Genomic DNA, 11,978 nt, shown 5'->3' with positions numbered 1-11,978 from the left:
CTAAGCAGGTGCTTCATTCAATACGCCGCACGCTGGTAAAACTTGGCAACCCGCCATCCCAATGCATCCATACTCCAAACGCACGGCCAACAATATTCTCTTCCGGCACAAAGCCCCAATAGCGGCTGTCGTTGGAGTGGTCTCGGTTATCACCCATCATGAAATAGTGCCCTTCTGGCACTTCTACTTCACGCATCTGCGGGCCTGGGTCGCGGGGGTTGTTATAAATAAAGTGCTCAGCGTCGCCAAGGCGTTCAGCTAATAATAGCTGCTGGGGAGAACCTTCGGGGCCCTCTTCAATCAACTCTTTAGCCACCGCTTCACCGTTGATAAAGAGCTGTTTGCCTTCATAACGGATACGATCCCCTGGCATGCCAACCACACGCTTGATGAAATTCACCGACGGTTCACCTGGGAAACGAAACACCATCACGTCGCCACGCTCCGGATCATCTACTTCAATAAAGCGAGTATTCACCACGGGTAATCGTAATCCGTAAGCGAATTTGTTAACTAGAATAAAGTCGCCTACTTCGAGCGTTGGTCGCATTGAACCCGAGGGAATTTGGAAGGGTTCAATGACAAAACTACGTACCAACAGCACGACCAATAGCACCGGAAAAAATGAACGTGCGTAGTCGACCGGCCAAGGTTCTTTAAGCAGTTTTTCACTGGTAGCAGGGTCAAGTCCTTCCTTGGTATTGGCCTCTGCTGTGGCGAAACGTTGACGGCGCTTGGGTTTTAATACCAGCACGTCCAACAGGTAAACAACGCCCGAAAGCGCAACGGCGAGTACCAAAAGTAATGAAAAATCCATGGGTGGTGTTCTTTCCTAGTCGTTTACCTTGAGCACAGCAAGGAAGGCATCCTGGGGAATTTCCACACGCCCCACTTGTTTCATGCGTTTCTTACCCGCTTTCTGTTTCTCGAGCAGTTTCTTCTTACGGCTGACATCGCCACCGTAACACTTAGCGGTCACATTTTTGCGTAGTGCCTTGACCGTCGAGCGCGCGACTACCTGACCACCGATAGCGGCCTGGATAGCCACATCAAACATTTGCCGTGGAATTAGCTCTTTCATTTTTTCCACCAGTAAACGGCCACGAGGGTGGGCATGGTCACGGTGGATAATGACGGCTAATGCATCGACTTTATCACCGTTAATGAGCACGTCTAAACGCACCAATTTAGCCTCTTCAAATCGCTCGAAGTTGTACTCAAGCGATGCATACCCTTTCGATATAGATTTCAAGCGATCGAAGAAGTCCATGACCACTTCTGACATGGGTAGCTCATAGGCCAGTTGAATCTGGTTGCCTAAGAACTGCATATCCCGCTGTGTACCCCGGCGCTGTTCACACTCGGTAATCACGTTGCCTACATACTCCTGGGGAACCAGGATGCTGGCGCGGACAACCGGCTCGCGCATTTCATCTACGTCGGCCATGTCAGGCAGTTTGGAGGGGTTGGAGACGTAGTTAACGTCGCCGTTTTTCATCGCTAGTTCATAAACAACCGTTGGCGCCGTGGTGAGTAGGTCAATATTATACTCACGCTCCAGGCGCTCCTGCACAATTTCCATGTGTAGCGTGCCAAGAAAGCCCACACGGAAACCGAAGCCAAGGGCATCGGAGTTCTCTGGCACATATTCAAGCGAAGCATCATTAAGCGCCAGTTTTTCTAGCGCATCGCGGAAGTCTTCGTAATCATCCGCACTGACCGGGAACATACCGGCATAAACCTGTGGCTTCACTTTTTGGAAACCAGGTAAGCGCGCGACGTCAGGGGTTTTCGTATGAGTAATCGTATCGCCCACCGGTGCCCCGTGAATCTCCTTAATGCCAGCGACAATAAAACCAACTTCACCGGCACGCAGGATATTAGTCTGTTTACGCTGGGGGGTAAAAATACCCACTTCCGTCGTGCCCCAGTCGCGGCCCGTCGATTTAATACGGATCTTATCGCCTTTGCGCAGCGTCCCATCAAATAGACGCACCAGTGAGACTACGCCGAGATAGTTATCAAACCAGGAGTCGATAATGAGCGCTTGCAGGGGTGCATCGGGATCGCCTTTGGGTGGCGGAATATCACGCACCAAGCGTTCCAGCAGAGTGTCAATTCCAATACCGCTTTTAGCCGACACCCGGCAGGCATCGGTAGCATCAAGGCCAATGATCTCTTCGATTTCCTGAGAAACCTTGTCGCAATCTGCCTGAGGCAAATCGATTTTGTTAAGCACCGGCAGAACTTCTAGGCCTTGTTCAATCGCGGTATAGCAGTTGGCCACCGACTGGGCTTCCACGCCTTGCGCTGCATCAACTACCAGCAGTGCACCTTCACAGGCGTAGAGCGAACGCGAAACTTCGTAAGAGAAATCAACGTGCCCCGGCGTATCGATGAAGTTGAGCTGATAAACCTGGCCATCGGCAGCCGTATAATCCAGCGTCACCGACTGAGCCTTGATGGTAATACCACGCTCACGCTCAATGTCCATGGAATCGAGCACTTGCTCTTTAAGCTCACGTTCCGTTAACCCTTCACAGGTCTGAATCAAACGATCAGAGAGCGTCGATTTACCATGGTCAATATGTGCGATAATAGAGAAATTTCGTATATGCTTGATTTTACTATCGTTTTCTTGGGTCATTTGCCGATTTAATCCGGGTATGTAGGCAATCGAGTACGATTAAAAAAAGTACCTTGAAATGCGCAGTCGAAATTTGGTGTCATTGTACCGTTAGCGGGGTTCCGGTGCTATGTTCATCAAAAAATGCCAAAAATAACCGCCACCTAATCACCTTACTAAGGCTCTACACGTACTATTTATCACCCCTTGTGCAGGCATAGGGGCAAGCCAACTTTAACTATTTCATGGCATTTGCTTATTCCTATACTAGGTTTTTTTATTGAATAAGCTTTAAAAAGGAATGTCATGGAAACCGAAATCCCCATCCTGGATATGCTAGCCCGCCTGCTTGTTGCCTCCGGCCTGGCCCTGTGCCTTGGCTTGGAACGGGAGCTTCGTGGCAAACCCGCGGGGCTCCGCTCCCATATGCTGGTGTCACTTGGCTCGTCTGCATTTATCATTGTTGGCATGAGCGTGCTATTTGCCACGAGTGAAGGGGATCACGCGGCAAGTATCGATCCTAATCGTGTTGTTGAGGGCGTCATTGGTGGCATAGGTTTTTTGGGTGCTGGCAGTATTATTCGCAGTGGCGCCCACATCGAAGGGATTACCACTGGCGCCTCGATTTGGCTGGCCGGTGCCGTTGGGGTTGCCGCAGGCATCAATAATTTCCCATTAGCCGTTATGGTCACTATTTTGGGATTAATCATCATGGTGATGTTAGGCCGATTCGAGCACGACATTATAAAGAACCTTGTTGATAAAAAAGGTAAGAGTAAAGAACGTGAAAAAAAGAATGAGGAGTGATCAAAAGAGGCAAGAGGAAATAAAGTGGTCGGAGGAAATAGAGGTAGGAAATACAGCCTAGCGAGCTTAATTATCGAGTGAGGCAGGCTAGCAGCCATAGTCCGGCGAGAACCGCCGGACTATGGGTAACAATAGATGGATTATTCTAGGCGAAGCGCTACAAACAGCGAACGACTCTCGCGGAACAGGCGCAACGGAATGGCACGATCAGTCGGCAACTCTTTGACAATGCTCATTAATTCCTCTGAAGAAGAGACGCTGCGATGATCGATACTTACCAATACATCCCCAGGCCGAATTCCCGCTTTAGCTGCCACGCTACCTGACTCAACTTGGCGAACTACCACGCCACCTGAGATATTCAGTTGCTCACGCATAGCATCATCAATTTCAGAGACCATTACGCCAAGACGTGTTTGGTTTTCGCTAGTGGCTTGAGCAGTCTGCTGCTCGGCGTCCGGCCAACTGCCCAGCTCTACTGATTCGGTCAGCTGTTCACCATCACGCATCAAGGTAAGCTCTACCTCGGTACCGGGCTCACCTTTGCCAATCAGACGCGGCAGCGAGCTTGAGCGCTCAACCTCTTCACCATTGACTTCAAGAATGACATCACCAGCCTGGAGGCCACCCTGCGCGGCGGGGCCTTCGGGATCAAGGTCAGCAATCAGCGCACCAATCGCACTCTCCATGCCAAACGACTCAGCCAAATCTTCGGAGACCGGCTGGATCATGACACCTAACCAGCCGCGATTAACTCGGCCATCTTCACGCAGTTGCTCGGCAACATCCATAGCCACGTTGATGGGAATCGCGAATGAGACACCCATGAAACCGCCGCTACGAGTAAAGATTTGTGAGTTGATGCCGACCACTTCGCCCTCAAGATTAAACAGCGGACCACCGGAGTTACCGGGGTTGATCGCCACGTCCGTTTGAATAAAGGGAACATACGCATCACGCGGCAAGGTGCGATTGATTGCACTGACGATACCCGCCGTGACGGAGTGTTCAAATCCGAAAGGCGAACCAATCGCCGCTACCCATTCGCCAACTTTGAGCTCATCAGAATCGCCCAGCGTGAGTGTCGGCAGGTCATTGGCCTCTATTTTGAGGAGTGCTACATCGGTTTGTGGGTCACTACCAATCACTTGGGCACTCAACTCACGTCGATCATTGAGCCGCACAAGAATTTCATCAGCGTCTTGAACAACGTGTGCGTTAGTCATCACGTAGCCATCTTCACTAATAACGAATCCAGAACCTAAGGATTGACGCTCCTCACTACGTCCTTGCCCATTGCTAGGCGGCGCGGGGAAGCTATCGCCAAAAAAATGGCGGAAAATTTCTGGAATTTCCTGACCGCCGAACCCTTCAAAACCAGGGACACTGCTACGCTGAACCGTTCTACTGGTAGAAATATTCACCACCCCAGGGGCGGCATCCTCTACCAGCTCGGTAAAATCAGGCAAACCCTGTGCGCTGGCCGCTTGGCCAAAGGTTAGCAATGCCACCACACATACCCATAGGGTGGAGGGGAGAATCAAGCGCTTCATGCAAGAGCTCCTACTTAAGGTGATAGTAATCGAAGGCAGATCAATGACTCACAGCAACGTTCATAGGAACTGTTTATAGAAATTTTTTATAGAAACAGTCCATAGAAAAGTGCCGGAGGACTAAATTAACCTTCTAATTGACCAAGCGTGGACGAAAGCGTTCCCCTCGACCACACATTAGGTAGTTAATACTTAGCGCACCGCCCACCAAGGCGATAAAAAAGATCAGTGGCGGCAGCCAAATTAAGTCACTAACACGCGAGACTATGCCGGATAGCAACAGCGCTAGCAGTAAAGGGAGCCCATAAACAAAAAAAGCGAGTAGCGTGACGGATGCACTTGGCAAGCTTATGGTGACCAACTTCCCTAATGGATAACGCTGCTCAATATCTAGGGCTGACTCAGGAAGTGCTATAGCAATGTGCTGGCTGCGCCGACGCGATAACAATCCTAAACCGCACCCTCTTCCCTGCGCGCACTGCTCACAATTCTCTTGGGCAGACATTTCTATAATAAGATGCTGGGGCTTAAACCCTACAACAGTGCCAGTGCGCAGCAGAGTGGAGCATGCAGTAGAGGCCGTCATTTCATTTCTTGACATACGTAAAACGAAAACACTAAGGCTCATCCTCATCGTGGCTATCACTACTGGTCCGAGATTCAAGCAAATCAAAATTGATTGAGCGGACGATCCGTTGGAGTGTTGCTACAGGCAGCTCACCAATGGCCACCACCTGCCAACGACCTTTAGCGCTCATTGTATGCTCAATGGCGACAGCAGAAACACCCAGTTGCTGGAAGCCTTCTTTTAAAGCGGTAGTAGCATCAGAGGAAAGAGGTTCCACAAAGATACTTACCGTCGCTAAACCGTCGCTATAAACTCGTTGATGCCGATCATTGCCGGTAAAATTAATCGGTTGAGTAACAAAACCTTCGGGCAACCAGGTAACTTGCCAGGGAGTGCCCAGCACGACCTTTGAACCATCTACCCTAACGATTCCAGTATACTTTCGAGGCGATTGAAGCTGAGTGATTTGAAAAGTTTCAATGATTCGCCCATGCTGGTCAATGAGTACATGCTTCAGCAACAGGCCAGTGTCTTGGTCTAGCCACCACTCATGGGAAAAACGCCATTGATCGCGAGGTTCAAACATTAGTTTAACCGCTTCACGACCAGCAACACGCGCGTTATCTTCAAGCTCAATGGAATAGAACTGCTCAAGGTGAGCGGCCCACCGCGCTGGAGAAGGCAGCTCACCAGTGCTGTCCTCTTCTGTCCAGGCTAACCGCCCGACTGGCGAGCGTCGCTCGATACTGACAGAGGGACCATCTAAATACTGAACTACCTGCTGTCGAATACCGTCTTGAATTCGGTGCGAAAGCGCAAGAGTGCGCACCCCGATTGAATCAATAGCGACGGCCCTTGCTTGAAAGGCGTAACAGTGACTGGCCCACAAACCACGCTCAAGCCACTGTGTTGCGCTGCTAGGCGCCTGCTGCGAAACCGCTGCACATTCATAACCAGCGTGGCTTTCTGACTGTTTATTTATGCTCTCTGCATAGACATCAAAAGAGAGCATACAAGCCATAGCTGCATTTGCTAGCCCCCATGCTCGCTTAGTCCACAGGGCAACCATCATATTGCGCACTTCCATCTCGCGCACTCCCTGCTCACCTAATAGGCGCTATGAAAAGGCCCGTCATTGAGGCTTAGCGCTGCCCTAGTGGCTCAGTTACTGCAGAAGGACGCATCAGCGGCATCCAGCTGTCACCACTACCGTAAGCGGCACTTTGGGTGTGCTGTTTTAAGTAAGATTGCAATAAGCCGATCTGATCAACATCAATGTTAGTGCCTTGTGAAGCGGTGACTCCCTGAGGAGTCTGCGCTGAGAAGCCAGCTTCACTAATATTCATCAAACCACTTTGACCTGACTGCCCGCTAAGCCTAAACGGTGTAGGTTCAAACATCGGCATATCTGCAGGCCCAGCAACTGCCGACTGAGACGCCAAACTAACGGGTTGCACTTGAGTCCCCCCATTAGTACTGGAAGCAGTCGTTGCAATGTCGCCACCTTGACCAACCGGCGAATCGCTGCCAAAGAACTGCACACCTGTAATAACCATCAAGGAGACAGCAGCAGCAACGCCAGCACCACGGGCAAACGATATCCCTCCAGTGCGATGGGCCACTTGGTCTGAGCCTTGCGTTATAGGAGCAGGCTCGTCACGCAATCGGGCCATGATGCCAGCAGAAAGATCAACGCTTACATCGACACCCTGCTCACGTTGCATCATGCTGCGCGCAAGATGATAGCGGCGCCAAGTATCGGCGGCGTCATCATCGTTAGGCAGCGCCTTCAACACTCGGCGAAGCTCTAGCTCATCACTTTCGCCATCCATCAACACCGAAAGTGATTCCCGTGTGTTTTGACTCATACTTCACACCCTCACACTGTTTAAAAGAAGTACTGGCATAGTGGCCACTCAGAACAAGCACCATCACGCCGACGACTTCCAAGGCCAAGACTCCGTTACACACTACTTAGGCTATTTACCTAACCAGATTACAACGCTAAGCTCATGACGCTTTGCACATTGATACAACCATTGTGCTCATCAAGATAGTCATGCTTTATGACGCTAAACGTGCCAGACAGTTCACAAAAAAAGTAAAACCTTCATTTTTTGTGATGGCGATTCAAAGCGATCACCTAGCCCTTTTATTAATGACCGTTATTCATCGCGACTGTTCCTGACCGTCGATACTAACGGACGAATATGCTCATCAACCGCTTCCCGAGCGCGGAAAATTCGTGAACGAACGGTACCCACCGGACACTGCATTACCTGAGCGATATCTTCGTAAGCAAGACCATCCAGCTCTCGCAAGGTAATCGCTGTGCGCAGATCATCAGGCAAGTTGGCAATAGCTTGGTAAACCGCTGCTTCAAGCTGATCTCTAGCAATGGCCGCTTCCGGTGATTCTGAATCGGCCAATCGGCCACTTTGATCGATAATTTCAGCATCAACAATATCTAGATCGCTGCCCGGGGGACGCCTGCCCCGCGAGACCAAATAATTTTTGGCAGTATTAATAGCAATACGGTACATCCAGGTATAAAACGCACTTTCGGCGCGAAACTTGCCCAAGGCGCGATACGCCTTGATAAACGCCTCCTGAGCAACATCCTGCACTTCAGAGTGATCATGAACGTAACGACCGATCAGGCCGATAATTTTGTGCTGGTACTTTTTCACCAGCAAATCGAAAGCGCGCGTATCGCCTTTTTGGGCACGTTCCACAAGCTGTTGGTCTGTCTCCCGAGTGCCCATTCACACGCTCCTCCAGCTCGTACGGCGTACGCCGAGCCCCATTCCTATTAGCCCTGACAAGTGGGCGTTCACAGCAAGCAGCATAGCGTCCCTTGGGCATTAATTAATAATAGAGTGAATAAAAGAGCGAATACATCGCCCATATATGTTGTTGCATTTTATAACGGTACCGAATTTTAAAGACAGGGCCCAGTTAAAACAGAGCCTCAGTGTTGCGCGTTCCGTGCAGGGCATCAAGCACTTAGCTCCTTTCACAAAACCCAGCGGCTGACACTTTTAATGCTGCTATAGTTCCACAACAATTGATTTTTACCTCCCCGGCAAGCGATAGTAGACGCCACTTTTATCGTCCCCTCACTTTTTCAGCCATTACGCAAGCACAGGTAGCAAGATGTCAGAACAGCAGGTTAATAACCTTAACGTCCTCGCTCAAGACGTTCTCACAACGCCAGAAGCGCTCAAGAATGCCATACCGTTAACGGAGGCAGCAGAGCGCACCGTAATAGAGGGGCGTAAAACCATCCAGAACATCCTGGATGGCAGCGATCCACGCCTGTTGGTCGTGGTCGGCCCTTGCTCTATCCACGACGTGGAAGCAGCGCTTGATTATGCCCGCCGTCTTCGCAAACTTGCCGATCAAGTTAGCGACAGCCTGTATATTGTGATGCGCGTCTATTTTGAAAAGCCGCGCACAACGGTGGGCTGGAAAGGCCTGATCAACGACCCGCACCTCAACGACTCTTTTGAGATTGATGAAGGTCTGCACATCGCTCGGAAACTGCTGGTCGATCTCGCTGAAATGGGCTTACCGCTCGCTACCGAAGCACTCGATCCCATCTCTCCCCAGTATATGCAAGACTGCATTAGTTGGTCAGCGATTGGTGCCCGCACCACCGAGTCTCAGACCCACCGGGAAATGGCTTCTGGCCTCTCCTGCCCGGTCGGCTTTAAAAACGGGACCGACGGCAGCCTGGACGTGGCGATTAACGCGCTTCAGTCCGTGGCCAGCCCGCACAATTTCCTGGGCATCAACCAGGCGGGCCAGGTAGCCATTATTCGCACTCGCGGCAACGCCTACGGCCACGTCGTTCTACGCGGTGGCAACGGTAAGCCCAACTACGACAGCGTAAGCGTTGCCCTGGCGGAGAAAGAGCTTGAGAAAGCCAAACTCTCGCCCAACATCATGATCGACTGCTCCCACGCCAACTCCAACAAAGACGCCGCGCTACAGCCCTTGGTGCTTGAGAATGTCACCAACCAGATTTTGGAAGGCAACACCTCCATTATCGGCCTGATGGTTGAATCCAACATTGGCTGGGGCAATCAAAAGCTGACCCAAGACCTTAGCCAACTGCAGTATGGCGTTTCCATTACCGATGCCTGCATCGACTGGGATACCACGGTGGAAACCTTCAACCGCATGAACGACAAACTTTCGGCCGCACTGGCCAAGCGCATCGCTAAGTAATTCGAAAACCCCGCTACGGCGGGGTTTTTATTGTTTCCCAGTACACTGGATAATCGCTAGCGACTAATTTCGCGCCGAAATGGCGGCAGTGCATCCAGCAGTGCTTGTCCGTAGCGGCGCGTAATCACCCGTTTATCCAGCAAGGTGATCGTTCCACGGTCGCTCTCCTTACGAATCAAGCGCCCGCAGGCCTGTACCAGCTTGATAGACGCATCAGGCACGCTAATGCGCATAAACGCGTTACCACCCTGGCTCTCTATCCATTCTGCTAATGTAGCGCCCACTGGGTCATCGGGTACCGCAAAGGGTAGCCGCGTAATCACCACGTGCGTCAAATAGTCGCCGGGAAGATCTATGCCCTCGGCAAAGCTAGCCAAGCCAAAAATGATACTGCCCTCGCCCCTATCCACCGCCGCCCGATGGCGCTCAATCAACTCGCGCTTTGGCAGTGCATCCTGAGCGAGCACCCGTTCTTTCACACTAGCTGGCAGTGCTTTATCAACCGCCCGCAACTGAGCTCGAGAAGAGAACAGCACTAACGCCGCCTCTTTATCAGCCAACTGCGATACAAAAGTCACAATCGCCCGCTCATGGGCTTCTCTGTCACCAGGGTCAGTGGCCTCTTTAGGCACGCGCAGCACGGCATTGGCATAATCAAAGGGGCTCGGCAGCGCCTGATAGCGGTAGCGATTCGCCAAGCCTGCCCGCTCTTGCAGGCGCTCAAAGCGACCCAGGGCCGTCAGGGTCGCAGAGGTGACCACCGCCCCGTGACAGCGTCCCCATAAATGTTTGGCCAGGGTATGCGCGGCTGAAACGGGGCTGGCCGAAAACTCAACCTCCGGCTCCCCCGCTACCCGGCTTAGGGTAATCCAGCGAGCGCTGGGTGCTTCATTAGCAACATCCTGCTCGCTGAACGCCTGCCACAAAGCATGGGCCTCTAACGCCCGCCCATGAAGCAACGCAACAAGCGGCAACCAGGTTTCTGCCTGCTCACGATCAAGGCCGGTCTGCTTATCAGGATCAAGGCTTTCACGCAGAATGTCGCTAATGCTCTCCAAGCAGCGCGACAGCGAGGCGAACATCACCAACAATTGCTGCGCCTGTTCCCGCAGAGCGTCGGGCACTTGGCCCTTCTCAAAACGCGATTGATGAGTGGCCTCTTCGTCAGCTAAACCATTTGGCCGCTCCGCCAACTGATGACCCATGCTAAACACATCGCCTAGTGCGGGTTCCAGGTTATGAATCAGCTCTGGCAAGCTGACCAACAGCCGCGCAACCGTTGGCTGAATAGCCAACGCCTGGTGAAGGTCGGTCAAACTGCTTCTCAACGTTTTTAGCCAGCGCAAGCAGCCGTGCACTGCAAAGCGGTGAGCAAAATGGGAAAGCGCCTTCTCGGGCAGGTGATGGCCTTCGTCGAACACAAAGATGCAGTCCGCCGGGTCGGGCAGAATAGCGCCGCCACCCAAGGCCAAGTCAGCCAGCACAAGGTCGTGATTGGCGACGATAACATCCGCATTCTCAAGCTCACGACGGGAACGGAAAAACGCGCAGGCACCAAAGTGCCCGCAGCGCCTGCCCGTACACTGGCGATGATCTACTGTGAGTCTTCGCCAGTGCGCATCGTCTATCGACTCTGGCCAATTATCACGATCCCCTTCCCATTCGCCCTGGCCATAAGCTTGCGCCATATCGCTGGCAATGACCGTAAAGTCACTACTTTGCGTTTGCAGCGACTGCTCAAACAGAGAGAGCGTTGGGTTGGGTTCAGTGCCTTCGAGCGCCTGATCCAGACGTGCCACGCACACATAGCGACCACGCCCTTTGGCTAACGCGTAGCGAAAGGGAATGCCGCTGTGGCTAGCCAGCGAGGGTAAGTCCTGATTCAGCACCTGCTCTTGGAGAGCGACCGTGGCCGTGGAAATAATCAGCCGCTTGCCGTGCGCTTTCGCGATGGGCAAGGCGGCGATTAGATAGGCCAGCGTTTTTCCAGTGCCGGTGCCCGCTTCAAGCACACACACATGGGTATCGCTTGTGCGCTTACCTTCGCTGTCGCTCTCGATATTACCGAGGGTCCTGGCGATTTCGGCGATCATCATGCGCTGGCCGTAGCGTGGTGTTAGCTCAAGGGTATCCACCACGCGACGGTAAGCGTCTTGAATCTCGCTTTTGAGGGCATCATCCAGCATGCGGC

Annotated in this window: 10 protein-coding genes; 2 read left to right on the top strand and 8 right to left on the bottom strand. The window is 52.2% G+C overall.

The window, feature by feature from the left end:
• Window positions 1-13: 13 nt before the first annotated feature.
• Window positions 14-817 carry a signal peptidase I gene (gene lepB / locus HUO07_RS08195; RefSeq protein WP_176303155.1) on the bottom strand — a complete coding sequence of 268 codons (804 nt, stop codon included), beginning with the start codon at window positions 815-817 and terminating at the stop codon, window positions 14-16.
• A gap of 15 nt (window positions 818-832) precedes the next feature.
• Window positions 833-2,647: a translation elongation factor 4 gene (gene lepA / locus HUO07_RS08190; RefSeq protein ID WP_176303154.1), complete on the bottom strand. Its 1,815-nt coding sequence runs from the start codon at window positions 2,645-2,647 to the stop codon at window positions 833-835.
• A 285-nt stretch (window positions 2,648-2,932) separates the two neighbouring features.
• Between lepA and HUO07_RS08185 the strand changes: the two genes are divergently transcribed.
• Window positions 2,933-3,433: an MgtC/SapB family protein gene (locus HUO07_RS08185; protein WP_101146163.1), complete on the top strand. Its 501-nt coding sequence runs from the start codon at window positions 2,933-2,935 to the stop codon at window positions 3,431-3,433.
• Window positions 3,434-3,573: 140 nt separating this feature from the next.
• Here the strand turns inward: HUO07_RS08185 and HUO07_RS08180 are convergent, their stop codons facing one another.
• The 5 genes from HUO07_RS08180 to rpoE all read right to left on the bottom strand — a co-directional run bounded on the left by HUO07_RS08180 (window position 3,574) and on the right by rpoE (window position 8,319).
• Window positions 3,574-4,986 (bottom strand): DegQ family serine endoprotease, encoded by a 1,413-nt coding sequence (locus HUO07_RS08180; RefSeq protein WP_176303153.1) that lies wholly within the window; start codon window positions 4,984-4,986, stop codon window positions 3,574-3,576.
• Between the two features lie 133 nt (window positions 4,987-5,119).
• Window positions 5,120-5,572 (bottom strand): SoxR reducing system RseC family protein, encoded by a 453-nt coding sequence (locus HUO07_RS08175; RefSeq protein ID WP_176303152.1) that lies wholly within the window; start codon window positions 5,570-5,572, stop codon window positions 5,120-5,122.
• A 31-nt stretch (window positions 5,573-5,603) separates the two neighbouring features.
• Entirely contained in the window at window positions 5,604-6,641 is a 1,038-nt protein-coding gene (locus HUO07_RS08170) for a MucB/RseB C-terminal domain-containing protein (protein WP_176303151.1), read from the bottom strand.
• A gap of 55 nt (window positions 6,642-6,696) precedes the next feature.
• Complete coding sequence (locus HUO07_RS08165; protein WP_176303150.1) at window positions 6,697-7,422, bottom strand: sigma-E factor negative regulatory protein; 726 nt, start codon at window positions 7,420-7,422, stop codon at window positions 6,697-6,699.
• A 297-nt stretch (window positions 7,423-7,719) separates the two neighbouring features.
• Window positions 7,720-8,319, bottom strand: coding sequence for an RNA polymerase sigma factor RpoE (rpoE, locus tag HUO07_RS08160; protein WP_176303149.1), 600 nt, complete (start codon window positions 8,317-8,319; stop codon window positions 7,720-7,722).
• Between the two features lie 391 nt (window positions 8,320-8,710).
• On the opposite strand from rpoE, the gene HUO07_RS08155 reads away from it, so the two are divergent.
• The gene (locus tag HUO07_RS08155; RefSeq protein ID WP_176303148.1) at window positions 8,711-9,787 is read left to right on the top strand and encodes a 3-deoxy-7-phosphoheptulonate synthase; all 1,077 of its coding nucleotides are present in this window, start codon (window positions 8,711-8,713) and stop codon (window positions 9,785-9,787) included.
• A gap of 56 nt (window positions 9,788-9,843) precedes the next feature.
• On the opposite strand, the gene dinG is transcribed toward HUO07_RS08155, so the two are convergent.
• Entirely contained in the window at window positions 9,844-11,973 is a 2,130-nt protein-coding gene (gene dinG, locus HUO07_RS08150) for an ATP-dependent DNA helicase DinG (RefSeq protein WP_176303203.1), read from the bottom strand.
• Window positions 11,974-11,978: the final 5 nt, after the last annotated feature.

The organism is Vreelandella maris, from assembly GCF_013371085.1.
GTDB classification, from domain to species: domain Bacteria; phylum Pseudomonadota; class Gammaproteobacteria; order Pseudomonadales; family Halomonadaceae; genus Vreelandella; species Vreelandella maris.
This window is presented reverse-complemented; position numbering and strand designations above follow the sequence as displayed.